Source organism: Gemmobacter megaterium (genome assembly GCF_900156815.1).
In the GTDB taxonomy this organism is placed as follows: domain Bacteria; phylum Pseudomonadota; class Alphaproteobacteria; order Rhodobacterales; family Rhodobacteraceae; genus Wagnerdoeblera; species Wagnerdoeblera megaterium.
The window spans coordinates 125378-149913 of record NZ_FTOT01000003.1 but is presented as its reverse complement, the minus strand read 5'-3'; the positions used below and the strand labels follow the sequence as shown (position 1 = coordinate 149913).

23 protein-coding genes are annotated in these 24536 nt (G+C 65.3%); 6 read left to right on the top strand and 17 right to left on the bottom strand.

Features of this window, described 5'->3' with window-relative positions:
* Positions 1 to 3 precede the first annotated feature (3 nt).
* The 4 genes from BW970_RS09355 to BW970_RS09340 all read right to left on the bottom strand — a co-directional run bounded on the left by BW970_RS09355 (position 4) and on the right by BW970_RS09340 (position 2634).
* A complete protein-coding gene (locus BW970_RS09355; RefSeq protein ID WP_076530506.1) occupies positions 4 to 1401 on the bottom strand; it encodes a hypothetical protein in 1398 nt (465 codons plus the stop codon).
* A 9-nt stretch (positions 1402 to 1410) separates the two neighbouring features.
* Entirely contained in the window at positions 1411 to 1650 is a 240-nt protein-coding gene (locus BW970_RS09350; protein WP_076530504.1) for a hypothetical protein, read from the bottom strand.
* A gap of 355 nt (positions 1651 to 2005) precedes the next feature.
* Complete coding sequence (locus tag BW970_RS09345; protein WP_076530502.1) at positions 2006 to 2365, bottom strand: type II toxin-antitoxin system RelE/ParE family toxin; 360 nt, start codon at positions 2363 to 2365, stop codon at positions 2006 to 2008.
* Complete coding sequence (locus tag BW970_RS09340; protein ID WP_076530500.1) at positions 2362 to 2634, bottom strand: ribbon-helix-helix domain-containing protein; 273 nt, start codon at positions 2632 to 2634, stop codon at positions 2362 to 2364. The genes BW970_RS09345 and BW970_RS09340 overlap by 4 nt, the downstream gene beginning before the upstream one ends.
* 704 nt (positions 2635 to 3338) lie before the next feature.
* Here BW970_RS09340 and BW970_RS09335 point away from each other — a divergent pair.
* Positions 3339 to 3791 carry a GNAT family N-acetyltransferase gene (locus BW970_RS09335; RefSeq protein ID WP_076530498.1) on the top strand — a complete coding sequence of 151 codons (453 nt, stop codon included), beginning with the start codon at positions 3339 to 3341 and terminating at the stop codon, positions 3789 to 3791.
* 45 nt (positions 3792 to 3836) lie between these two features.
* Here the strand turns inward: BW970_RS09335 and BW970_RS09330 are convergent, their stop codons facing one another.
* The 12 genes from BW970_RS09330 to pdxR form a co-directional block, all read right to left on the bottom strand.
* Positions 3837 to 4406 carry a P-loop NTPase family protein gene (locus BW970_RS09330; protein ID WP_076530496.1) on the bottom strand — a complete coding sequence of 190 codons (570 nt, stop codon included), beginning with the start codon at positions 4404 to 4406 and terminating at the stop codon, positions 3837 to 3839.
* A gap of 75 nt (positions 4407 to 4481) precedes the next feature.
* Positions 4482 to 5159 (bottom strand): ABC transporter ATP-binding protein, encoded by a 678-nt coding sequence (locus BW970_RS09325; protein ID WP_076530494.1) that lies wholly within the window; start codon positions 5157 to 5159, stop codon positions 4482 to 4484.
* Positions 5156 to 6361, bottom strand: coding sequence for an ABC transporter permease (locus tag BW970_RS09320; RefSeq protein WP_076530492.1), 1206 nt, complete (start codon positions 6359 to 6361; stop codon positions 5156 to 5158). The genes BW970_RS09325 and BW970_RS09320 overlap by 4 nt, the downstream gene beginning before the upstream one ends.
* Entirely contained in the window at positions 6361 to 7539 is a 1179-nt protein-coding gene (locus tag BW970_RS09315; RefSeq protein WP_083701197.1) for an efflux RND transporter periplasmic adaptor subunit, read from the bottom strand. Before BW970_RS09315 ends, BW970_RS09320 begins: the two co-directional genes overlap by 1 nt.
* Before the next feature lie 175 nt (positions 7540 to 7714).
* Positions 7715 to 9334: a GMC family oxidoreductase gene (locus tag BW970_RS09310; RefSeq protein WP_076530490.1), complete on the bottom strand. Its 1620-nt coding sequence runs from the start codon at positions 9332 to 9334 to the stop codon at positions 7715 to 7717.
* Between the two features lie 6 nt (positions 9335 to 9340).
* Positions 9341 to 9703, bottom strand: coding sequence for a cupin domain-containing protein (locus tag BW970_RS09305; RefSeq protein ID WP_076530488.1), 363 nt, complete (start codon positions 9701 to 9703; stop codon positions 9341 to 9343).
* A gap of 15 nt (positions 9704 to 9718) precedes the next feature.
* Complete coding sequence (locus BW970_RS09300; protein ID WP_076530486.1) at positions 9719 to 10552, bottom strand: ABC transporter permease; 834 nt, start codon at positions 10550 to 10552, stop codon at positions 9719 to 9721.
* Position 10553: 1 nt separating this feature from the next.
* A complete protein-coding gene (locus tag BW970_RS09295; protein WP_076530484.1) occupies positions 10554 to 11438 on the bottom strand; it encodes an ABC transporter permease in 885 nt (294 codons plus the stop codon).
* 1 nt (position 11439) lies between these two features.
* On the bottom strand, positions 11440 to 12519 hold the full coding sequence (locus BW970_RS09290; RefSeq protein ID WP_076530482.1) for an ABC transporter ATP-binding protein: 1080 nt from the start codon (positions 12517 to 12519) through the stop codon (positions 11440 to 11442).
* A 70-nt stretch (positions 12520 to 12589) separates the two neighbouring features.
* A complete protein-coding gene (locus BW970_RS09285) occupies positions 12590 to 13627 on the bottom strand; it encodes an ABC transporter substrate-binding protein (protein WP_076530480.1) in 1038 nt (345 codons plus the stop codon).
* Positions 13628 to 13727: 100 nt separating this feature from the next.
* Positions 13728 to 15044, bottom strand: coding sequence for an NAD(P)/FAD-dependent oxidoreductase (locus BW970_RS09280; RefSeq protein WP_076531062.1), 1317 nt, complete (start codon positions 15042 to 15044; stop codon positions 13728 to 13730).
* 101 nt (positions 15045 to 15145) lie between these two features.
* Entirely contained in the window at positions 15146 to 16630 is a 1485-nt protein-coding gene (gene pdxR, locus BW970_RS09275; RefSeq protein WP_076530477.1) for a MocR-like pyridoxine biosynthesis transcription factor PdxR, read from the bottom strand.
* 110 nt (positions 16631 to 16740) lie between these two features.
* On the opposite strand from pdxR, the gene BW970_RS09270 reads away from it, so the two are divergent.
* Together BW970_RS09270 and BW970_RS09265 are read left to right on the top strand one after the other, a co-directional pair.
* Entirely contained in the window at positions 16741 to 17844 is a 1104-nt protein-coding gene (locus BW970_RS09270; RefSeq protein WP_076530475.1) for a mandelate racemase/muconate lactonizing enzyme family protein, read from the top strand.
* A 125-nt stretch (positions 17845 to 17969) separates the two neighbouring features.
* Positions 17970 to 19208 (top strand): winged helix-turn-helix domain-containing protein, encoded by a 1239-nt coding sequence (locus BW970_RS09265; RefSeq protein ID WP_229740479.1) that lies wholly within the window; start codon positions 17970 to 17972, stop codon positions 19206 to 19208.
* A gap of 113 nt (positions 19209 to 19321) precedes the next feature.
* Here BW970_RS09265 and BW970_RS09260 read toward each other — a convergent pair whose 3' ends face one another.
* Positions 19322 to 20620, bottom strand: coding sequence for a hydroxymethylglutaryl-CoA reductase, degradative (locus BW970_RS09260; RefSeq protein ID WP_076530473.1), 1299 nt, complete (start codon positions 20618 to 20620; stop codon positions 19322 to 19324).
* Between the two features lie 125 nt (positions 20621 to 20745).
* Here BW970_RS09260 and BW970_RS09255 point away from each other — a divergent pair, with 125 nt between their 5' ends.
* The 3 genes from BW970_RS09255 to BW970_RS09245 all read left to right on the top strand — a co-directional run bounded on the left by BW970_RS09255 (position 20746) and on the right by BW970_RS09245 (position 24398).
* A complete protein-coding gene (locus BW970_RS09255; RefSeq protein WP_076530471.1) occupies positions 20746 to 22128 on the top strand; it encodes an aminotransferase-like domain-containing protein in 1383 nt (460 codons plus the stop codon).
* A gap of 220 nt (positions 22129 to 22348) precedes the next feature.
* Positions 22349 to 23593 (top strand): CaiB/BaiF CoA transferase family protein, encoded by a 1245-nt coding sequence (locus BW970_RS09250; RefSeq protein WP_076530469.1) that lies wholly within the window; start codon positions 22349 to 22351, stop codon positions 23591 to 23593.
* Position 23594: 1 nt separating this feature from the next.
* A complete protein-coding gene (locus tag BW970_RS09245; RefSeq protein WP_076530467.1) occupies positions 23595 to 24398 on the top strand; it encodes an enoyl-CoA hydratase/isomerase family protein in 804 nt (267 codons plus the stop codon).
* Positions 24399 to 24536 lie beyond the last annotated feature (138 nt).

Below are 24536 nucleotides of genomic sequence, written 5' to 3'. Positions count from 1 at the left end.
CGGTCAGGCAATCCTTGCAATGGCTTCGGACAACAAGGCGTCGAACCGGCCACTCAGCACCGCCGGAAGCATGGTGTTATGCGTGGCCAATCCCCCCGGCTGGATCAGGCAACGGACCTGCGGCAGCCCTGCAAGCCGCCGCTGATGCAGCAGATCGTTGCCATGCCCCTCGCCCGCGACATGCCAGACGGGCAGGTCCGGACACGCGGCCAGCGCGGGCAACACATCGCGCTGTGCAAGCGGTATGCGCGCCAGATAGGCCAGCCCGCCATGCTGCGCCTCCTCGGCAGGCCGTTCCTGCGCCGAATGCATGATGGTCTGTCCCGAATAGGCGATGATGCCCGCAGCCCCCAGCGCCGGGCCGTGCAGCATCGCAGCAAATCCGCCCGAACTGGTGCCAAGGGTGATCAGGGGCGCACCGCCCAGATCATCGGCCAGCCCCCGGACCAGCGCGATCAGCCCTGCCGCAGACCCGCCGATCTCGGGCGCGGGAACCAGAAATTCCGCATGCAGAATGTCATGCAGATAGATCACATGGGCCGGATGCCGCGACAGCAACGCATCGACATAATCCAGCGGCAGGGTGCCCAACTTACCGTAGATACCTAGAAAGACGACGATGGTAGCCTTGGCGCCAGCGGTGCGCACCATCTGCACGGCCGCGCGCAGGTCGGCGCCGGCCTCGACACCGGACAGGACGTCCATGGCCAGATCGGTCTTGCGGACATGCAGCGCGGCCTTGGCCAATCCCAAGGCCGCCGTGACCGGCAGCGGTTCGACCGCACGTGCCGCGTTGATGATGTCGACAGCGCGGGCAAATTCCTCTGCCGTGGCAGGCAAATCGGCCATATGCCGGATCAACCCTTCATCCAGCGGCCAACGCTCCAGCCCAGCAAGGGTGCACCGGACCGCAAGTTCACTGCAGCGGGCACCGAACAGAATCTTGGCCTCCTGCAATACCCAGGCGGGATTGTCCGGCTCTTGTGCTTGCCACAGGATCACGCGGCGCAGTGCCGCTTCGACCTGTCCAAGCTGTATAAGCGCCTTCAACAGTTGCGATTTCTGAAGAACCGTCAGCGCGCCCTCGCGCTCCAACGCGCACAGCCGTTCGATGGCCATCGGATACTGCCCGGCGCGGACCTCTGCGGCGGCCATGCGCGACCGTTCGGCCGCCGACGAAGGCCGGATGGATTCCAGCCGCGCGGTGAAGGTGCGCAGGTCGTCCTCGGTGCAGCCATATGTCAGGGCGGCGATCAGGGCCACGCGCTGCTCCGGTGCGAAGGATCCGGCCCAGATGGTATCGGCAAAGATATCGCGCGCCTCGGACACCCTGCCCTGCTGGATCAGCGCGCGACACAGGATCGGCAAATGGCCCACAGGCCCGTCGGGCGCAGCCGCCATCAAGGACCGTCACTCTGCCTCGGCCTCGGCGGTCCGTCCCTCGGCCAGCAGAAGCCTTGCCCGCGCCATGCGGACGACCGGAAGGTTCTGCCAGGCCCGGTCTGCCGGATCGTCCAGCGCAGCGCGCGCCTGGGCAAGCTGTCCTGCGGCCAATGCCGTTCGCACACCATGCAGATAGTGCTGCAAGGGTCCGACCACTGGCGCAGCGCCGGGTTCGCGGACAGTCACCAGCGTTTCGGGCTCGGCCATTGCGCTCTCCGGTGCCATGCGTCAGCTTTTGCAAGCTGCAACTGTTGGCCATAGACCCCAGAGCAATTTCAAGGCGAAACCCGCCGGGCGCGCACGAAACCATGAAATTCACGCCCGGTTTGCCACCCAGTTCGGCACAGCACCAAAGAGTGTGCCGAAACGGAAATCGCAGCGCGTATCACCGGCGCGCGCCTCGGGCATCGTTATGCCTCGCACACCAATCGCAGCTTTGCGCCCGGTCATGGACCGGGGCGGTGGGCGATGGGCCGTTGATACAAAGCGGAACGCCCAGGGATATCCCCGAACCCTTCAGACCCGCACGCAACCGCGGCAAAGGCAGCCGGTCCGGTGCGGATCAGCCCTCGTCGTGGCGCCCAAGCAGACGGATCAGCATCCGTCGTTGCTGATCCTGCGCCCCGAAAAAGACCGCCAGCACCCTGACGACACCTGCCGCATCATCGACGGTGAACCAGAATGTCGCCTTGCCAAGTGCCAGATGCCGCAGGCCCGGCAACATATCGTCCCGCCGGCTGCCGCGATGTGGCGCGGTCGCAATGCGATGCGACTCCTGCAGGATGGCAAGCAACCGCTGGCCGCCCCGCTCTGTCGCCTCTGCCGGGCTGTCGCCAAAGGCGATGTAGCTGTCGATCAGATGATCAAGGATCAGGGCAAAGTCGTGTTCTGCCGCCGCAGCAAATTCGACACGCCATGTCATTCCGCAGCGGTGTCGCGGTGCCGGGCTGCGGCCAGGGCGCCGATGCGTTGGCGCATCTCATCGGCAGAGACGAACGGACCGCCGACCCTTGCCTCCAGCAATGCCGTCAGAGCGGCCCGTTCCAGCCGTTCATCCTCGGATTTCTGGCGCAGCAGATCCAGCCCGTGCTGCACAACGGCACTGACCGACGCAAAACGCCCGTCCTGCACCTGCGCGCGGGCAAAGGCGTGGTGTTCGTCGCTCAGCGAGATCGAGGATTTGACGGTCATGCAGACGCTCCCTTCGGGCTCATGGTATGACTGGGTGGTATATCCGTCAAGCGCATCCGGAAAAGTTGACGGCCGCTCAGCCCGATTTCGGTGGGCAGGGCGCGCAACCCGACTGTTCGAGGCGTCACTGTTTGGGCGCGACGGCCCCAATACGTTTCGACCCCGGCCAGACGCGCGAAACCACGCGGAATGCAATTTAATACATCTCACATAATCGGTCGTTTGAAAACGGATGCAATAGGCCGTGCCGCAACATCGCATGTACAATTTTCGTTTCTTTTCAATGGGTCAACCTAGCCCGACAGCTATGGCGACCCATCTTGCGCGCCTTGTCGCAAGGACTACAGAAACCTTCGGAAATGGTTCTCTTGTAATTCGCGAAATAACCAGATATTGCACACATAGACCCTTGAATGCCTTCACTGCATGAATATTCCGAAGGACTCCTGCCCATGCGACCAAGGCCAAGCGCGCAATCCTGCCCGCCAGAGCGGCACAGGCGACGTACAACAGGGACGGGGGCCAATCCTCTTGCGGTCATTGACCATCGTGGGCGCATGACCTAGCCTTGGCCTGCTCACAGACGGAGATTTATGCACAACAGACGGAGATTTATGCACAGAGGTTTCGATTGAACCGCAGAGAGCGGCATCGCTCGGCAAGCTGCTTGCCGATCCTTTTTGTATGATTCCCGTGGAGTTCTCATGGAGAACCAAGACGTAGCGATCCGGCCCATTGATGTGGCAACGGATATCCAAAAACTGTCAGAGATCTGGTTTCACGCGTCCCTCAAGGCGCATCCGTTCATTGGCGAGCCGAGGCTCGTGGAACAACGCCAGTTGATAGAACAGGAGTACCTGCCGAAAGCCGAAACCTGGGTTGCCTGCTGGAGGGGCGAACCCCTCGGCTTCATCAGCCTGATGAACAGGTTCATCGGCGGCCTCTTCATCGCGCCAGACCATCAGGGGCTGGGCATCGGACGCAAGCTCATCGCACATGCCCTGACGCTCAAGGGTGAACTTGCGCTGGAGGTCTACACCCAGAACGAACAGGCTGTGCGTTTCTACGCCGCTCTCGGCTTCATAGAGCGGTCGCGCCGCAACGTGGACGATTTCGGCTTTCCCTACCCGAATGCAGCGTTGCAGTTGAAAGCCTGAGCGGCGGGCCGGGCGGGGTTTTCCTGCCCGGCCATGGCCGTCACATCAGTTGCCGCGCACCGCATCGGGACGGGAAATCGCATCTTCGACCTGCTCTGCCAGCGCCATGGCCGCGCGCGCACCATCAAGACGAAGAACGGGCGAAGTTTGCGCCTTGAGCCATCGCTCATGCTGCACAAGGCTGCGCCCGCCGAACAGGGGGGCATCATAGCGCGACGCCCAGTCACGAAACGCCAGATGCGCCTGATGCATATCTCCACCCGGCAGAATCCGCCCTCCATGTCGGCGCGCTTCGCGCTGGTCCAGACGTTCGAGGCGGATTGGCGCCGCCGTATAGAGAAAGGCGATCAGATCCACATTCTGGATCAGGGCGTCGCCCCATCCGATGAACGAGCCGGTCAGAACCCAGCCCTCTGCCATCTGCTGACGCTCCCTGATCAGTCGGATGCGGTCTTCGGGATCGCGTTTCTCGCTGAATGGCGGATCTGTTGGCATCCAGTAGAAATCATCGACGTCAATCTGCGGCACATTGAGCCGCCTGGACAACACCGCACCCAGCGTCGATACGCCCGAGCAGGACGCGCCTAGCAGATAGAGTTTGGGAGTCACAATCATGCGTTGCACCAAGGAAAGGTGACAGTTTACCGAGGGTCAGGGCGGCATGAAAGCCCGTAAACCCACCCTGTCCCGTCAACCTGTCACGACGCCATCCCCCACCACGATCTGCCGACGGCAAGAGGCTGCGATCTTTTCGTCATGCGTGGAGATCAGAAAGGTCGTGCCCTCGTCCCGGTTGATCTCGGCAATCAGTTCCATCACCTGCATGGCAGAGGCGCGGTCCAGATTGCCGGTCGGCTCATCCGCCAGCACCAGTTCGGGGCGGTTCATCAGCGCCCGCGCCACGGCCACGCGCTGTTTCTGTCCACCTGACAGATTGGCCGAAGGAAAGTCGATCCGCGCGCCCAGCCCCATGCGCGTCAGCAACTCGCGCCCCCGCGCGCGGGCGGCGGGGGTTTCGCGCCCTTCGCGCACCGCCGTGGGAAAGACCACATTCTCCAGCGCCGTGAAATCCGGCAGCAGGTTGTGGAACTGGAACACAAAGCCGATGTGCAGGTTGCGGAATGTCGTCAGCGCCGTGTCATCGGCCGCCACCAGATCCTGCCCCAGCATGACATGGCTGCCCGATGTCGGTTTCATCAGCGTGCCAAGGATGGTCAGCAACGTGCTTTTGCCCGACCCGGACGGGCCAAGCAGCGCCGCCATTTCGCCTGCCTGCAATGTCAGGGACAGGCCGCGCAGCACATGGGTCGCGGCCTCGCCCTGGCCAAAGGTCTTGACCAGATCCTGCACCTGCACCAACGCACTCATTGCCCGATCGCCGTGACAGGATCGACCCTTGCCGCCGCCCGCGCCGGCAGGATCGAGGCCAGGACCGCCCCGATCACCGTCAGGGTGATCGCCAGCCCGTAAGACCCCTGGGTGATGTCCATCGGCAGGGTGCCGACCCGGAAGTCGTCACGCGGCGGAAACGGCAGCAGTGCAAGATACCCAAGCACCGCACCCGCGACGCCGCCCATCAACCCGACCAAAGCGCCCTGGGTCACAAAGACAAAGATCACGAATCCGCGCCCCGCTCCCATCGCCCGCATGATCCCGATTTCCGGGCGGCGGCGATAGGTGGACAGCAACAGCGCCGAGGCAACCCCGATCACGATGGTGATCAGGGCAAAGCCCTTCAGGAAATACCCGGTCTGCGCCTGTGCGTTCAACGCCTCCATCAACTGCTCTGCTCCATCGGTCCAGGGCACGGCATCAAGGCCGGTCAAGGCGCGGATGCGCAGCGCGGTGGCATCGGCGGCGTTCAGATCGGCCAGTTTGATTTCAATCCGCGTCACCCCCTGGGGCAGCGCGAACAACGTGCGCGCGGTGGGCAGCGCGACAAAGGCGGTGCTGGCGTCGATCATGCCGTTGCCGGTGTCGAAGATCCCGCTCAGCGTCAGCACCATCGACACCCCGCCCGAGGATTGCAGCCGCACCGTCTGGCCCAACCGCAGCGACAGGTCATCCGTCAACCGCCGGCCCAGCACCACCGTCCCCGATCCCAGCCGCGCCGCGCCTTCGACGATATAGCCGTCCAGATTCAGGATCGCGGATTCCCGCCCCGGTTCCAGCCCGGTCACAGACACCTGCGCCACCTGCGCACCGCGCATCAGGAACCCCGCACCGCCAACCTGCGGCGAGACAGCCGTCACGCCGGGAACGGCTTCGATCAGGGGCACAAAGGTCGCGGCTTCGGCCAGGGTCGCGGTGCGCGCGCGGCCCCGCTCGGTCACGGCCAGAATATGACCATCCGCTGCGATCAGAATGGCAGGGTCGCGGTCCTCGGCCTTGATCGTCACATGGCTGATATCACCCACCGTGCGCGCCAGGATGAACTCGGCCAATCCCCCGATCAGCGCCGACATGAAGATAAAGATGAAAACCCCCACCGCCACGCCGGACACCAGCAGCGCGGTCTGCGCCTTGTTGGCGGAAAGATAGCGCAGGGCGATTTTCAGCGCATACAGCATCAGGGCTGCCCCACCCGAACGGCCTGCCCGGCGCGAATGCCCGTTGCGTCAGCGATCACGATATCGCCCGGCGCCAGCCCATCGGTCACGATCAACCGCGCGGCGGGCCAGTCGATGACTGTCACCGCGCGGCTTTCGGCGACCCCTGCCGCAACAACGAAAACCGTCGCTTCGGCCTGTCCTCTGACGACGGCGCTACGCGGTACCGTAAGCGCGGCGGCCCGCTGATCCACAATGATATTCGCGGTCACGGTCAGGCCGACGGGCGCGGTCACATCGGCGGAAAACCCAAGCTGCACCGACAGCCCCCCGGTTGCCGCATCGACACGCTGCGACACGAACCGCACCTGTCCATCCCGCGCGACCGCCTCGCCCGCCAGTTGCAGAACGGCCGGCAATCCGGGGCGGATCTGGGTGGCATAGGCCTCGTCCACATCGGTTTCGACGACAAGGCGGCTCAGATCTGCAAGCGTCAGCAGCACGACCGGCGGATCGACGATCTGGCCGGGGTCCACGTTCAACGCCAGAACCGTGCCCGAGATCGGGGCGCGAATTGTGAAATGGCCAAGCTGGATCTGCGCCTGATCGACCAGCGCGCGGGCCCGCGCGACATCTTGCGCCGCGGATTGCGCCGCGCTGGTCGCGCTGTCGAGGGCGGTACGCGCGACATTCGCCCCCAGCGCCTCGGTCCGCGCCAGCGTCGCAGCCGCCTGCGCCTGCGCGACGAGGGCGGCATCCAGCCCCGCGATCGCCTGCCGCAAGACGGCCTGCTGCGCGGCAGGGTCGATCCGCGCCAGTTCATCCCCGGCGCGCACGATGTCACCTTCGGCCACCGCCACGGCGACAAGCGGGCCATTGACCAGCGCGCGCACATCCACGGACCCAAGCGCGGCAACTCGCCCGTTCACCGCCAGAACCCGCGTCACCGGGGCAAGCCGCGCAACCTCGGTCGCGACAACCGCCGGGCCGCCGCCCCAAGGCTGCCAATAGACCAAAAGCCCCGCCACACCGGCCAGAACAGCCCCGGCCACCCAAAGCCAGACGCGCCGTCCATGCGTGGCTGCTTCGGTCGGCGCGGCGGGCCGCACCACGGGAAGGCGGCGCTCGTCATCCTTGCGCGGGCCAACGGCATCAGGCGAGGCAAGATCCGCCCGCCGCTCTTTCCCTGAATCGGTCATGTCAACCTCCAAGCCCGCGAACAGTCCGAAGGGGCGAACAGACTGACGATCCTATGCGATGCAGACTATGCTGGCAAAACCTGACATGTCTTGATCTGAATCAGGGACGGTGCAGATAGCCGGAAAGCCTTGCATAAGACGCAGGCTGGCATGGCGCGCGGTCGCGGGCGGCGGCCTACGCCGCCGGGCCCGACAGGATCATGTCGGCCGCCTTTTCCGCCACCATGATCACCGGCGCATTGGTGTTGCCCGATGTCAGCGTCGGAAAGACCGAAGCATCCACCACCCGCAGCCCGCCCACGCCATGCACACGCAACCGGCTGTCCACCACGTCACAGGCCGGATCAGGCCCCATGCGGCACGTGCCGACCGGGTGAAACACCGTGCCCGCCCGCGCACGGCAATCCGCGAACAGCGCCGCGTCCCCCTGCACCCCGGCGCCGGGCCGCAATTCCTCTGCGATGATCGCTGCCAATGCCGGGGCCGCGGCCAGACGCCGCAACAGGCGGGCCGCGTCGAGCAGATCCTTCCGGTCTGACTCGGTGGCCAGATAGTTGGGCTGAATCTCGGGCGGTTGCGCAGGATCGGCCGAGCGGATCGCCAGATGGCCACGGCTGGTCGGGCGGGTCGGCTGGGCGCTCAGCAGAAAGCCGGGAAAGGGATCGGGGCTCATCAGCGGCCGCTTGCCGGGCGGGGCCTTGGTATAGCTGAGGGGCGAAAAGAACAGCTGCATGTTCGCCCGCCCGCCCGCCGGACGGGTGGACACGAACCCGCCCGCCTGATTGACCCCCATCGCCAGCGGGCCGCGCCGCGCCAGCACATAGCGCAACCCCTGCGCCAGCTTGCCATGCCAGGGCCGCAGTTGTTCGTTCAGCGACGGCAGGCGCGAGCGATACAGGTGGTCGATGCACAGATGATCCTGAAGATTGCGGCCCACCCCCTCCAGCGCATGGCGCACAGGAATGCCCAGCCCGCGCAACAGGCCCGCCGGGCCGACGCCCGACAACTGCAACAGTTGCGGTGAATTGACGGCGCCCGCTGACAGGATCACTTCGCGCCGGGCGCGGGCTTGCACCTGCTGCCCGCGATGGCGATACACAACGCCGATGGCGCGGCTGCCCTCGAACAGCACCCGCATGGCAAGCGCATTCGGCCGCAGATGCAGGTTGGCGCGGTGTCGCGCCGGACGGATATAGGCCCGCGCCGCCGACATGCGCAGCCCGTCCTTGACGGTGATCTGATAGGCGCCCACGCCCTCTTGCCGCGCGCCGTTGAAATCGGGGTTGTGCGGCCAGCCCAGCTCTTGCCCTGCGGCAATGAAATGCCGGCACAGCGGATGAATGCCGGATGTCGTCGTGGTCACATGCAGCGGCCCGCTGTCGCCGCGAAAGGCACTGCCCCCGGCATCGTTGGTTTCCATCTTGCGAAACCAGGGCAGCACATCGTCCCAGCCCCAGCCGGGATTGCCCATGGCCTTCCAGTCCTCGAAATCCTCGGGCTGGCCACGGACATAGACCATGGCATTGATCGCACTGGACCCGCCCATCACCTTGCCACGCGGCCAATAGGACGGGCGGCCGTCCAGTTCGGGATTGGGTTCGGTCATGTACATCCAGTTGACCGAAGCGCGATAGAATGTCTTGCCATAGCCGATCGGCATCCAGATCCAGGGGCTGAGGTCGCTGCCCCCCGCCTCGATCAGCAGGACGCTGTGACGGCCATCCTCGGTCAGGCGATTGGCCAGCACACAGCCCGCCGACCCGGCGCCGACGACGATGAAGTCATACTCTGCCATGATGGGTCAGCCAGCGTCGGGGGTGATCAGGAACAGCTTGCGCAGATGGGTCAGGATTTCCCATTCGCCGGTCCAGCCTTGCGGCAGCACCAGCAGATCGCCCGGCCCGATATCGCGCGCGTGGCTGCCATCGGCGTTGCGCACCACGGCGCGGCCCGACAGGATATGGCAATGCTCGCCCGCCGCCGTGCGGTCGGCGGTGAACCGGCCGGGTGTGCATTCCCATACCCCCACCTTGACCCGCCCGTCCGCCGATGCCCACAGCAAGGCCGACGCCTCTTGCTGGCCGGGGGTCAGAGTTGTGGGCTTGGCGGCAAAGGCGCCCACCGGCTGGTGCGCAAGATCGGCAAAGATATTCAGCGAGATCATCGAAAGCTCCGGGGTTCAGCCCTTGTCGGCGGGTTTGCGCGGTTGGCCAAAGATCTGCACCAACAGCATCATCAGCGTGGTCAGCAGGATCATCAGCGTCGAGATGGCGGCAATCGTCGGGTCGATCTGGTCGCGTAGCGCGTTGAACATGTTGCGCGTCAACAGCGGGTTGTCCCCGCCCGACAGGAACATCGCCACCACCACCTCGTCGAACGAGGTCAGAAAAGCCAGCAGCGCGCTGGTGACAACGGCAAAGCGGATCTGCGGCAGGGTGATGGTCAGGAAAGCCTTCCAGCGCGGCGCCCCCAGACTGCGGGCCGCCACTTCCAGGCTGGTATCGAACCCCTTCAGCGCCGATCCGGTCACGATCACCACCAGGGGCAGCGCCAGCACCGTATGCGCCAGCACCAGCCCGGTCAGCGAATACAGCATGTTGAGCCGGGCATAGGCATAAAACGCGCCAATCGCCACCAGAACCACGGGCACCATCATGGGCGTCAGCAGGAACAGAAACGCCGCCTGCACAAGCCGCACCCGCGAGGCATGAAGCCCATAGGCCGCCAACACCCCGACCGGCGTCGCCACCAGCATCGTCAGGACCGCCACCTTGAACGAGGTGCGCGTCGCCTGCATCCACTCGGCCGATCCGAAATAGTGCCGATACCAGCGCAACGACCAGGTTTCCGGCGGAAACTCCAGATACTGGCTGTCGGAAAACGACATCGGAATCACGATCAGCGTCGGCGCCACCAGCAACACCATGATGACCACCGAAAAGACATACAGCCACAACCGCTGACCATGGGTGATCTGGGTTTCGGTGGCGGGGGCAGAGAACCAGCGCAGCATCTCAGTGCCCCCCGCCTGCAATGTGGTCCAGCCGCAGAAAGCGCGAGGCGATCCACAGGATTGCCACCGTCAGCACCAGCAGCACCACGCCAAGCGCACTGGCCGCGCCCCAGTTCACGAACAGCTCGATATTCGACACGATCTGCATCGACACCAGGATCACCCGCCCGCCCCCCAGCACGGCCGGGGTGACAAAGAAGCCCAGACACAGGATGAATACCATCAGCGCCCCGGCAAACAGCCCTGGCGTGGACAGCGGAAAGAACACGGTCCAGAACGCGCGGCGCGGCGTGGCCCCCAGATTGGCCGCTGCCTTGAGGTAGTCGGGGCCGATGGCCTTCATCGCGCCATAGGTCGGCAGGATCAGAAAGGGCAGCATGATGTGCACCATGCCCACCAGCGTGCCGGTCATGTTGTGCACCAGCTTCAACGGCGCATCCCACAGGCCAAGCGCCATGCCCCATTCGTTGACCAGCCCCTGCCGCTGCAACAGCACCAGCCAGGCATAGGTCCGCACCAGCAGCGAGGTCCAGAATGGCAGCAGAACCGCCAACATGCACAGGCTGGCCAACCGGGGCGGCAACTGCGCCATGAAATAGGCCAGCGGATAGCCGATCACGATGCACAGCGCCGTCGTCAGGAAACTGACCTGAAAGGTCGTGACGAAAATGCGCGAATAGGACCGGCTGTTGATCATGCGCCGGTAGTTTTCCAACGAGAAATTGCCATCCGCGCCGATGAACGACACATAGAACAGCCATCCCACCGGGATCACCAGCACCACCAGGATCAGCAGCATCGCCGGAGATCCCAGACCGAACAGCCGCAGCCGCTCCATCCGGTCATCGCGCCGCAATCCGGCGGCATTTTCCCCCTTTGCCTGCATCTCAGACCTCGCCTGCATCAATGATCACGGCGTCTTCCGGCGCCACGCTCAGGGTGATTGGCGCACCGGGGGCCGGCATCGCGGCCAGGGCGGCCCCGCTCATGGGGCGGCGCAGGGTGATCTCGGTGCCATCGGCCAGCACTGCCTGCACCAGATAGCTGTCGCCCTGGTACACGACCTCGCGGGCCACTGCGGAAAAGGTGTTGGCGCCCTCGACCGGGGCTGTGGTCAGCGCGATGCGTTCGGGGCGCATCATCAGCAGCAGCCCGGCGGCATCGGGTGCGGGGCGGCTGTGGCGCAGGGCCATATCGCCATAGACCACCCTGTCGCCCCGCCGCGTCACCGGCAGAAAGGTGGATTCACCAATGAAGTCGGCCACAAAGCGGTTGGCGGGATGTTCATACAGATCCAGCGGGGTCGCCAGTTGCATGATCCGGCCATGGTTCACCACGGCGATCCGATCCGACATTGTCAGCGCCTCGCGCTGGTCATGGGTGACATAGACCGTGGTCATCCCGAGCTTTTCATGCAGGCGGCGCAACTCGATCTGCATCTGGTCGCGCAGCTTCTTGTCCAGCGCCGACAGGGGCTCGTCCATCAGCAGGATACGCGGTTCGAACACGATGGCACGGGCCACGGCCACCCGCTGCCGCTGCCCCCCCGACAACTGGTCGATCCGCCGGTCGCCGAACCCGTCCAGTTGCACCGTCTGCAAGGCGCGGTCGACCCGGTCGGCAATCTCGGTCCGGGGCACCTTGCGCAGCCGCAGCGGATAGCCGACGTTTCCGGCCACGGTCATATGGGGAAACAGCGCATAGCTCTGGAATGTCATGCCGACATCGCGCAGATGCGGCGGCGTGCGGATCACCTCGTGATCACCGAATTTCAGGCTGCCGCTGTCCGGGCGGGTGAACCCGGCCAGAACCATCAGCAGCGTCGATTTCCCCGACCCCGAGGGACCAAGAAGGGTCAGGAACTCGCCGCTCTTCACATGCAGCGACACGTTGTCCAGCGCATGGACCCGGCCGTAGGTCTTGGTCACATTGGCCACCGTGATCGGCAGCGCCGCAATATTCGCCATCGTCAAGTGGCCCCCATCCAGCAAAAAGCCCGACGGACCCGCGGTCCGCCGGGATCATGGTCAGACCCGCCTATTCGGTCAGCATTTCCTGATACATCTCGGCCGCGACCGTTTCCCACTTGGCATACCATTCCAGCGAGATCGGCAGTTGTTTCGCCGCATTCTCGGGCGACGAGGGCAGCATCGCAGCCGTGGCCGCATCAATCTCTCCGGTTTCGTAGGCTTTCTTGTTGGTGGGGCCATAGGTGATGTATTTGGGCAGGTCGTCCTGGTATTCCGGCTTCGAGATCTCGGCCAGGAATGCCATGGCATTGTCCCGGTTGGGGGCGCCTTTGGGAATGGCAAAGCAGTCATAGTCCAACAGCGCCTGGTTGAAGCTGTAGGCAACCTTGCCCCCGTCCGCGGCGGCCGTGTCGAACCGGCCATTCCAGCCGGTGGTCATGTCAACCTCGCCATCCTTCATCAACTGGGCGTGTTGTGCGCCCGAGCTCCAGAACACCTCGATATGCGGGCGCAATTCGCGGATCTTGTCGATGGCGCGCTGGATGCCCTCTTCGGAATCCAGCACCTTGTAGACATCGGCGGGGGCCACGCCATCGGCCATCAGCGCCGGTTCCAGCGCCCCGGCCACGCCGCCGCGATAGGCCCGGCTGCCAGGGAATTTCTCGGTGTCCCAGAAATCGGCCCAGCTTTGCGGGCCGTTGTCGCCATAGGTATCGGTGTTCCAGGCATAGACGGTCGAGAACACATCCCCGCCCAGGCAATAGTCGGTGTACAGGCCGGGGTAGAAATCCGACACGTCAATCACACTGTAATCGAGCTTTTCCAGCAAGCCCTCTGCCCCCGCCCGCGCTGCAGAGCCGGACCCCGAGGCGACGATATCCAGCGTCACCTTGCCGGTCTGGACCTGAAGGCGCACATCGGCCATGCCGCCATAGGTTTCCTGCTTGACGTCGAACCCGGCAGCGGCGGCAGGTTCGAACAGCGCCTTGCTCTGCGCCTCCTGATACGACCCGCCCCAGGAGGCAATGGTCACTTTCCTGCCCTCGGCCAGGGCCGTGGTCGCCAGCAGCGACGCCGCAAGCGTCAGAACACCTGTCTGTTTCATAGGCCGTCTCCCTGTTGATGGGCCGTGCCGCCTGCGACCCGGCCGATTGTTATATCGTTCTGCGGCACCGTCCCGCTGGTCGGGACCGCCACGCGCCGGGCTACGAGGCCCGGAGCGCCCGTTCACACGCGCGCCGGTCCTGCCAGCGGTAATAGGACACCACGGCCGGCAGGAACCACGGCCGCCCGGTGTACAGCGGGCGGCTGGGGTGGGGCAGACCGTCCAGGGCGGTCTGCCCTTCAGGCATTCCCAGCACCTTCTGGCCCAGCCGCATTCCCAGATAGCTGGCCATCGACACCCCGGACCCACAGTAGCCAAGCGCGTAATGCACACCGTCATGCACGCCGGTATGGGCCAGTTCGTCAAAGGTATAGGCGACGATCCCGCTCCAGGAATGGGTGATGGCCCGGCCCGCCAGTTGCGGGAAAATCCGCACCATGTTCTGTTGCAGCAACGGCCCGCTTTGCGCTGTATCCGTCTCGCGCGCCGACACGCGGCCACCGAACAGGATGCGCCGCCGATCCGGCGAGGCGCGGTAGTAATACAGCACCTTGCAGGTATCGCTGGCAATGCGGTCGGTCGGGAACAGTTCGTCCACCAGGCTTTCGGGCAGTTCCTCGGTGGCAATGATGTAGCTGCCGATCGGAATGACCCTGCGTTGCAGCCAGGGCATCAGCGACCCGGTGTAGCCATTGGTCGCCACGATGACATCGCGCGCGGCGACAACCCCCAGGGACGTGTGGACACGGAACCCCTGCGCGGTCCGCTCGATCCGTCCGGCGGCGCAATGCGGCACGATCTGCGCCCCCGCCGCCAGCGCGCACCTCAGCAGGCCGCGATGGTATTTGGCCGGATGCAGCGAACAATGCTTGCTGAAGACAACCCCGCCGAAATAGCTGTCGCTGCCCAGTTCCCGGCGCTGTTCGCTGCGCGGCACGGCAAAGGACTCGATCCCCTCTTCCCGCCGCATCCGGTCGGCGTCGCGCACCAGGGTTTCGTACTCGGCAGGCGTATGGGCGGCGTGAAATCGCCCGGCGTGGCGAAAATCGCAGTCGATCCCCTCGGACCGGGTGAAGTCGGCGATCCAGCGCAGCGCCTGTTCCCCTTCGCCCCGGATGGCACGGGCGCGCTCTGCCCCGAAACGGGCCGTCAACCGGGCCAGCGAGGGTTTGATGCTGGTGCTGATCTGGCCGCCGTTGCGGGTGCTGCATCCGAAACCGGCATCGCCCGCGTCCAGCACCACGGTGGACCGGCCACCCCGTGCCGTGACCAGCGCGGCGTTCAGCCCGGTGTACCCGGACCCGACGATCACCACATCGGCCTGCGCCGGGGGCCGGTCGGCCATGGCCGGGGCGGGGCCAAGGGCCTCGTGCCAGAACGGGGTCTGCTTGATGCCCGGCAAGGATGTGCCAACCATCTGGTCCTCCATCAACGTGGCAGGCGCCGGGGATGCCATGCGCTTGCGTGATTGAACGCTATGCCAATATTGGCACCCGATTCATATCCAATATGACAAATCTACCAGACCAATTCCTGGCGCAGCGCCGGAAGGTCGCGGATCAGGTCAACCCCGGCCCGGATCTCTTCGGGTGTGGCACTGCCAAAGCCGAACACCAGCCCTGATTGCGCGATGGGCTCCAGACAATAGCGGCTCAGCGGGGCCAGCGTGACGCCCCGTTCGGCGGCCTGGGCCACCACCTCGCGCTCGTCGATGCCGGGGGCTAGGAAGGCGGGGGTGTGAAAACCGCTCGTGGTGTCCTGCAACCGGATCGTGTCCGGCAGGGTCCGCGCCGCCTCGATCAGCGCGGCATAGCGCGCCTTGTACAGCCGCCGCATCAGCCGGATATGGGCGGCGAAATGCCCCTCGTCCATGAAATCGGCAACGATCGCCTGCGTGGCGGTCGGCGGGCCGCTGACCCAGGATTCAAAGGCCGCGTCAAAGGTGGCCACCATCCGCTCCGGCACCAGCAGGAACCCCAGCCGCAACGCGGGAAACAGCGTCTTGGAAAAGGTGCCGACATACAGCACCCGGCCACTGGCATCTATCCCGCGCAACGCGGGCTGGGGCGCGCTGCCATAATGGAACTCGCCGTCATAGTCGTCTTCAATGATCAAGGCCTGCGCCTCGTCCGCCGCTTTCAGCAGATCCAGCCGCCGTTGCAGCGACATCACATGGCCCAGCGGTTGCTGGTGCGACGGCGTGACAAAGGCCAGCCGGAAATGCGGCGCGCGGGCCAGCCCCTCGGCCACCACGATCCCCTGGGCATCCACCGGCACCGGCACCAGCTCTGCCCCTTCGGACAACAGCGCATTGCGCGCGCCCGAGGCGCCGGGGTTTTCCATCCAGACCCGGTCGCCCGGATTCAGGAACAACTGGGCAATCAGCGAAAACGCATGTTGCGCACCCGAGGTGACAAAGATCTGCCCCGCATGGCACTTGATCCCCTTGAGCGCGTTCAGATGGGCGGCAATGGCATGACGCAGGGCCTCCAGCCCCTTGGGCTGGCCATAGCCCATGATGTGACCGCGATCCCCGCGCAGATGCCGGGCCGAAATGCGCGCCCAATGCCCCATGGGAAAGGCATCGAAGGCAGGCAAGGCCGAAACAAACGCCCCCGCCCGATGCGGCAACCACGTGCGTTTGGCATACGCCTTTTCGGCATGGTTGATCGCATAGGACAAGCGCGGACGCGGGCCGGGGGCCGGGGGGGCGCTGGCTTGCGCGGTGGGATGGTCCAGCGTCTCGCTGACATAGGTGCCCGCACCGACACGCGACACCAGCATCCCCTCGGCCATCAGCCGGTCCATCGCGTCAATCACCGTGGTGCGCGACACCCCGGCCTCGCGCGCCAGGATCCGCGTGGCAGGCAACCGTTCCCCCGGCCGCAAACTGCCCGACAGGATCAGGTCGCGCAGCGCCATATACAACTGCACGCCCACGCTCTTTTTCGATCCCCGGTCCAGCCGGATCGCACCAAGCACTGCCCCCGCCGCCTGTTTCATCGCATCACCGCCTGAAATTGGTCTGGTCAAGTCGCCAGAATGGATATGTCTGGGCAGCCAATCTTTGGGCAGTTTCACCCCAGGTCCAGCAGAAAATCAATGGCGCCCCCATGCGACTCGAGAAAATCGAAACCTTTTCGACAGACCACATCAGCTTTGTCCGCGTCACCGCAGAGGGGGGGGCGCAGGGCTGGGGTCAGGTGGCGCCCTACAATGCCGACATCACCGCCCAGGTGCTGCACCGTCAGGTGGCCCCGCATGTGCTGGGGCAGGATTGCACCGATGTGGATGCCATGCTGGATCTGGTCCGCGACCGCGAACACAAGTTCCCCGGCGCCTATCTGCGCCGCGCCATGGGCGGGGTGGATACCGCGATCTGGGACATGCGCGGCAAACTGGCGGGCCAGCCGGTCTGCGCCCTGATCGGCGGCACCCCCGGCAGGATGCGCGCCTATGCCAGTTCGATGAAACGCGACATCACCCCGGCGGACGAGGCGCAGCGGTTCCTGCGCCTGCGCGACGCCCACGGGTTCGATGCCTTCAAGTTCCGCATCGGCGCCGAGGTGGGCCGCAATCAGGATGAATGGCCGGGCCGCACCGAAGACATCGTGCCGACCATCCGCAAGGCCCTGGGCGATGACGCCGCGCTGCTGGTGGATGCCAATTCCTGCTATTCCCCCGACAAGGCGATCGAAGTGGGGCGCCTGCTACAGGATCACGGCATTTCGCATTACGAGGAACCCTGCCCCTATTGGGAATTCGCCCAGACCAAGGACGTCACCGATGCCCTGGACATCGACGTGACCGGGGGCGAGCAGGATTGCATGATGGCCAACTGGCGCGGCATGATAGACGGGCGGATCGTCGACGTGCTGCAACCCGACATCTGCTATCTGGGCGGCATCGCGCGCACCCTGCGCGTCTGCCGCATGGCCGAGGCGGCGGGCCTGCCGGTCACACCCCATGCGGCGAATATGTCGATGGTGACGATCTTTACCATGCATCTGCTGCGCGCGATCCCGAATGCGGGCAAGTATCTGGAATTTTCCATCGAAGGGCTGGACTATTACCCGTGGCAGGACGGGCTGTTCCTGAACGATCCCTTCACGATCACCGATGGCCAGGCCACCGTCACCGACGCCCCCGGCTGGGGGGTCGAGATCAACCCGGACTGGCTGGCGAAATCGCGCTGGCAGGTCAGCCACCTGGACTGACCGGCCAGCGCACTGAACCGGCCCATGCGGGGTTCGCGGGCCTTCCGGTCATGAATCGACACGCGGCGCACATGGGCGGCGCGCACCATCCTGACGGTTCGCCACCGCAGGATCATTGACGGCACATGCCCACCTGCTACCTCTGGGACATGACCCAGCCCGTCCTGCCCAACGCCCTTGCCCGCCGCCTGTTCCTGCACCGCCACGCCCTGGCCGAGGCGCCGACCGGCCCGGCCGCTGGCGAGGATCTGGCCGCGCTGATCCGGCGCATCGGCTTTGTCCAGGTCGACAGCATCACCACCGTTGAACGGGCGCATCACATGATCCTGTTCAGCCGCCGCCAGACCTATCGCCCGCCCGCGCTGAAACGGCTGCTCGAACGCGACCGGGCGCTGTGGGAACACTGGACGCATGACGCCTCGGTCCTGCCGGTCGAGACCTTTCCCTATTGGAAACACCGCTTTGCCCGCGACAGCGCCCGCCTGCACGCCAACTGGCGCCGCTGGTTCCGCGATGGGTACGAGGCGCAGTTCGACACGATCCTCAACCGCATTGCGACCGACGGGCCTGTCACCTCGTCCGACGTGGGCGAAGGCGAGGCGCGCGGCAAGGGCGGCTGGTGGGACTGGCACCCCTCCAAGACCGCGCTGGAATGGCTGTGGCGCACAGGGCAGCTTGCGATCACCCGGCGCGATGGCTTCCAGAAGGTCTATGACCTCACCGAACGTGTGCTGCCCGACAGGCTGCTGCGCACAGAAGTGCCGTTCGAGGCCAAGGTGGATTGGGCCTGTTCCACGGCGCTGGACCATCTGGGCTTTGCCACCGCCTCGGAACTTCAGGCCTATTGGAACGCGATCCCGCCCGATGCGGTGAAACCCTGGGTCGCCGCCGCAGTGGCGCGGGGCGAGGTTCTGGAAATCGCGGTCCAGGGCGCCGACGGCACCTTGCGCAAGGCATTCGCGCGGCCCGATGTGCGTGATGCCGCAGAGTCCGCCCCCACGCCCACCAGCCGGCTGCGCCTCCTGTCGCCCTTTGACCCCGCGCTGCGGGACCGCAAGCGCACGGAATTCCTGTTCGGGTTCTATTACCGGATCGAGGTTTTCGTCCCCGAGGCGCGTCGCCGCTGGGGATACTACGTCTTTCCGGCGCTCGAAGGCGACCGGCTGGTCGGCCGGGTGGACGCCAAGGCCCATCGCACCGAAAACACCCTGCGCGTGCGCGCCTACTGGCCCGAGGCGGGCCAGCGCCTTACACGCGCACGGGGCGAAAAGCTGGATGCCGAACTCCACCGCCTTGCCCGCTTTGCCGGTTGCGAGCGGGTCGAATATCTCCCCGGCTGGCAGCGCGACCACCTGCACGCCTGATCGCCGCGCGGCGGTGTCAGGCCGGGCCGGGGTCGCGCCCGACAATACGGACCGGCCGCGATTGCACCAGACAGCGCGGCGGATCGGCGCAGGCTCGGACCCGCCGCCGCCCGCTAGTCACTGGCCAGAATCCTGCGCGCATTATCCGCGCTGACGTCACCGCTTGCCACAAGCGCACGGGCCACGCGATCAATGTTGCCACCGCTGGCGCCTGCCGCAATGGCGATATTGCGGGCATGAAGCGCCATATGGCCCCGCTGGATCCCTTCGGTCGCCAGCGCGCGGATCGCGGCCATGTTCTGCGCCAGACCAACGGCGGCCACCACCTCGGCCAACTCGCCTGCGCTTTGCACCTTCAACAGCCGCAGCGCGGCGCGTGCGGCGGGGTGGGTCTTGGTGGCACCGCCCACCAGCCCCAGCGCCATCGGCAGCTCGATACTGCCGACCAGCTTGCCGCTGCCCGACATTTCCCACCGCGTCAACGAGGTATAACGCCCGCCCCGCGCGGCATAGCTGTGCGCACCCGCCTCGATCGCGCGCCAATCGTTGCCGGTGGCCACCACCACCGGATCAATGCCGTTCATGATGCCCTTGTTATGGGTCGCGGCACGATAAGGATCGACAATGGCCAGCGCACAGGCCTCGACGATACCCCGGCACATGTCGGGGCCACTGACGCTTGCCGTGGCCAGCGTGGCCGGGTCCAGTTCGGCCCGCGCGCGGACGATGCGCAGATCCGCCAGGTTGGACAGGATGCGCAACCGCACCTGCCCGCCGGTGATGCGTTCGACATCGGGGGCCAGCATCTCGGCCATGGTGTTCACGGTATTGGCGCCCATCGCGTCGCGCACATCCACCAGAATATGCAGCACCAGCATGGCGCCCACCGGCGTCTCCTCAAAGATATGCACCTCGATGTCATGGCACCCGCCGCCCAGCCCGATCAGCACCTTGTCGCGCGAATTCGCCTTGGCGATCAGGGCATCCCGGTTCTCGAACAGCCGTTGACGGGCGCCGAACGGATCGGTCAGGCCCAGAACCTGGATCTGCGCGCGCATCACCGGCCGGTCGGCACGGGCATGAAAGCCGCCATCCTGCGCCACCAGCTTGGCCATATACGAGGCGGCAGCCACGACCGAGGGTTCCTCGACCGCCATCGGCACCAGATACTCCTTGCCGTTGACGACGAAATTTGTGGCCACACCCAGCGGCAATTCGAACTTGCCGATGACATTCTCGATCATCCCGTCGGCCAGCGTCAGCGGCAGAACATCCGCCCCGGCCAGAATTGCATCGTCCTGCGGGTCCAGCGAGGCCGCGGCACAGACGGCGGCCCGCCGTCCGGCGGGGTCCATGCTGCGCATGTTGGTGATCCGCGAGCGCACGGGCTCGTCCTTGGCTTTTGCGTCCATCGCCTCCTCCTTCGGTCAAGGGGGTGATACCGGATGGGGTTTGCGCGATTAAGGCACAGTTGCCATTTGCTTTTGCCTTTTGTACCCAACACAGTTGTGGAACAGTTTCAGACGGATCGGACCAGATGAACAAGGTGAACAAGATTGTCGAGCTGCTGGCCGCCGATATTGCCACCGGCGTTCTGGCGCCGGGGCATCGGCTGGCCTCGATCCGCCGCGCGGCCGAAGACTTCGCCGTCTCCAAGAACACCATCGTCGAGGCGTATGACCGGCTGACCTCGCGCGGGGTGGTGCGGGCGGTGCATGGCTCGGGCTTCTATGTGGCCGAACAGGCGGCGCAGGGCGACCGCCCCCCCGCCCAGCCCGCGCATATGACCGAAGCCTTCGATCAGGTCTCGTTGCTGAATGCGCAACTGAACCAGGATCTTCAGGTCCGCATCGGCGATGGCCGCCCGCCGCTGTCCTGGATGCAGGATGCGCTGCCGCAGAAATTCTCGGGCAATATCCTGCAACGGTTCGAAGGCGACCAGACCGCCTATGGCAGCGCCTGGGGCAACCTGCCGCTGCGCGAGATCATCGTGCAGAAATACCGCCGCGCCGGGATGCAGATCACCGCCGATCAGGTGGTGACGACCTTTGGCGCCAATCATGCGCTGGACCTGATCATCCGCCGCTATCTGGAGCCGGGCGATACGGTTCTGGTGGACGAACCGGGATATTACCCCTTGTTTGCCAAGCTGAAACTGGCCAGAATCACCTGTATCGGCGTGACGCGCACCCCCAGCGGCCCCGATCTGGACCAGTTGCGCACCCTGGCGCGGCTGTACCGGCCCAAGGTGTTCTTCACCCAGTCGCGCTGCCAGAACCCTACCGGGTCGGCGATGGATCTGCCCACCGCCCATGCCGTGTTGCAGATCGCCATGCTGCATGGCCTGCGGATCGTCGACAACGACCCCTTTGTCGATCTGCCCGACCAGCCCGGCACGCCGCTGGCGCTGATGGACCAGTTCGACACCGTGATCGCGATTTCCAGCTATTCGAAACTGCTCTCGGCCAGTTTCCGGGTGGGCTATGTCATCGCCACGCCGCAGATCGCCCGCGAGGTTGCCGAGCTGAAGCTGATCACCGTCGTCAACAGCTCGCGCTTTTCAGAGATGCTGACGAGCGAGATGGTGACGAACCGCCGCTATCAGCGCCATCTGAAGAAAACCGCCCAGCGGCTCCGGGAACGGCGCGACGATTTCCGCGCCCGGATCGAGGCGATGGGGCTCAGCGTGTTCGACCCGGACAGCGGTGGGTATTATACCTTTCTTCAACTGCCCCCTGGGGCGGACGAAACCCGGATCGCCCGAAACGCCCTGTCCAAAGGCATCTTTCTGGCGCCGGGAAAGTTCTTTCACGTCAACCAGGAAAGCCGCCTTCCGGCATTTCGCATCAATCTGACACGGTCCGATGACGCCCGCTTCTACAGCTTTCTTCGCAAGGAAGTTGCCAGCCTGGGCCGATAGCGGGACCACCTTCTGGCATCATCTCAATATAAGCCATTGATTTATAATATTAACCCGTGGACCAATCCCACAGGAACCGACCAAGGCGGTGGTCACTGGCCCTGTCTCCACAACGGGAGTGTATAGGTATTTCAGCGGGTACAGTTTATAGAACTAGGGGCATACTGTACCTGTATGTGTGCCAGCCCGCCGCTTAGGACCAGACGAGGGAGGAGATCCGATGGACACGAACAGGCCCGGCCCGCCGGACGATGACAGACTTGCCCAGCGGCGCGGCCCGCTTGCGGGTGTCGTGGTGCTGGACATCACGCGGGTCGTCGCGGGGCCCTATTGCGCCATGCTGCTGGCAGACATGGGCGCCACGGTGCTCAAGGTCGAAAACCCCTCGGATCCCGATTATGCCCGCGGCTTTCCGCCCTTTGCCGGAACGGCTCGCAAAAGCGCGTTCTTCACTCAGTTCAACCGCAACAAGCAGGGCATCACCCTGGACCTGAAAACCGACGAAGGGCGCGCGCTGTTGCGGGCACTGGTCCGCAAGGCCCATGTCCTGATCGAGAATTTCCGCCCCGGCACGATGGAAAAACTGGGCGTCGGCTATGACGAGCTGGCCCGCGAAAACCCCGCGCTGGTCTATACCGCCATCAGCGGATTTGGCCGCACCGGCCCCAATTCCTCGCGCCCGGCCTATGACAACACCGGGCAGGCGGCCGGGGGGCTGTGGTCGATGAACGGCTATGCCGACCGGCCGCCTGTCCGGGTGGGCACCATCATCGGCGATCTGTCCGCCTCGCTTTATGCCGCGCTTGGCACGCTGGCCGCGCTGCGCGAGGCGGAACGCACCGGACGGGGGCAGGTCGTCGATGTCTCGCAACAGGACTCGGTGCTCAGCATGACCGAGAATGCCGTCGTCCGCTATACGCTGGAACAGGATGTGGCGGGGCCCCTGGGCAACGATCACCCCTTTGTGCGGCCCTATGGCCAGTTCCCCTGCAAGGATGGCCATGTCTTTTTCGGCGGCTATACCGATAAATTCTGGCGCCTCTCCTGTCAGATCTTCGGCACCCCGCATCTGGCCGACGACCCAGAGATCGACACGATGGACAAGCGGTTTTCCGACGCGGTCTATACCCGCCGCATCCTGCCCATTCTGGACCAGTGGTTCCTGCCCCATACCAAGGCAGAGCTGGAACAGATGGCAGGCGACCGGGTGCCGCTGACCGCCGTCAAGACCATCGCCGAGGTGGTCGAAGACCCCCATATCGCCGCGCGGCAGATGATCGTGGACGTGCCGGTGGATGACCGCATGGTCCGCATGTTCGGAAATCCGGTCAAGCTGTCGGGGCTTGGCCTGCCGCAGATGGGGGCGGCGCCGGATACCGGGGCCGACAATGCCGCCGTCTATGGCGCGCTGCTGGGGCTGGACCGGGCCGAGGTGGACCGCCTGCGCGCGGCGGGGGTGCTGTAAGATGGTCCGCTATGACACACAAGGCGCGGTCGCCCTCATCACGCTGGACCGGCCCGACAAGCTGAACGCCATGTCGCTGGCAATGTATGACGCACTTGGCGCCGCCTATATCCGCGCGCGGGATGATGAGGCGGTGCGCGCCATCGTGCTGACCGGCGCGGGGGAGCGGGCATTTTCGGTTGGCGCCGATCTGACGGAATCCATTCCCGCACTGGCCGAGGACAGGTTCGACATCAGCGCCTGGGATCCCGCCCATGCCAAGGGGATCGCGCTCTACAAGCCGGTCATCGCGGCGGTCCGGGGCGCCTGTATCGGCGGCGGGATGGAATTCATGCTGTCCACCGATATCCGTGTGGTGGCCGAGGATGCGCTGTTCCAACTGCCCGAACCGCGCCACGGCTTTGTGCCCGCCGGGGGCACGCTGGTGCGGCTGGTGCGGCAGGCCGGATACGCCCATGCCATGCAGATCATGCTGCTGGCCGAACGCCTAACCGCAGCCGACCTTTACCGCATGGGCATCGTGAACGAGGTGCTGCCCGCCGATCAGGTGCTGCCCCGCGCGATGGCGATGGCCCAAGGCATCGCCTCGCTGGGTGCCATCGCCGTGCAAACCATCAAGGAGGCCGCGCTGACCCTGCACTCCGAACCGCTGGACCTGGCCTTTGCCCGCGAGGCGGTGCTGGGCCAACGCGCCTTTACCTGTGACGATGCCAAGGCCGGGCTGCAACGCTTCGTCGAACGCGGCCGCGCGAAAAAGGACACCGCGCAGCCCGCCGACAGACGCGCGGACCGCAACAGCGGATAATCCGCGCCCGACCCTGGGCCGATCGCCATTCGGGGCCTGCTTGTCCCGAACGGCCCTGGCAACCGCACCGAAACCCACCATCCACGCCGCCGCGCCCATGGGGCGGCGCCTGCAGAGTTGTGCCTGTGGGAAACCGCA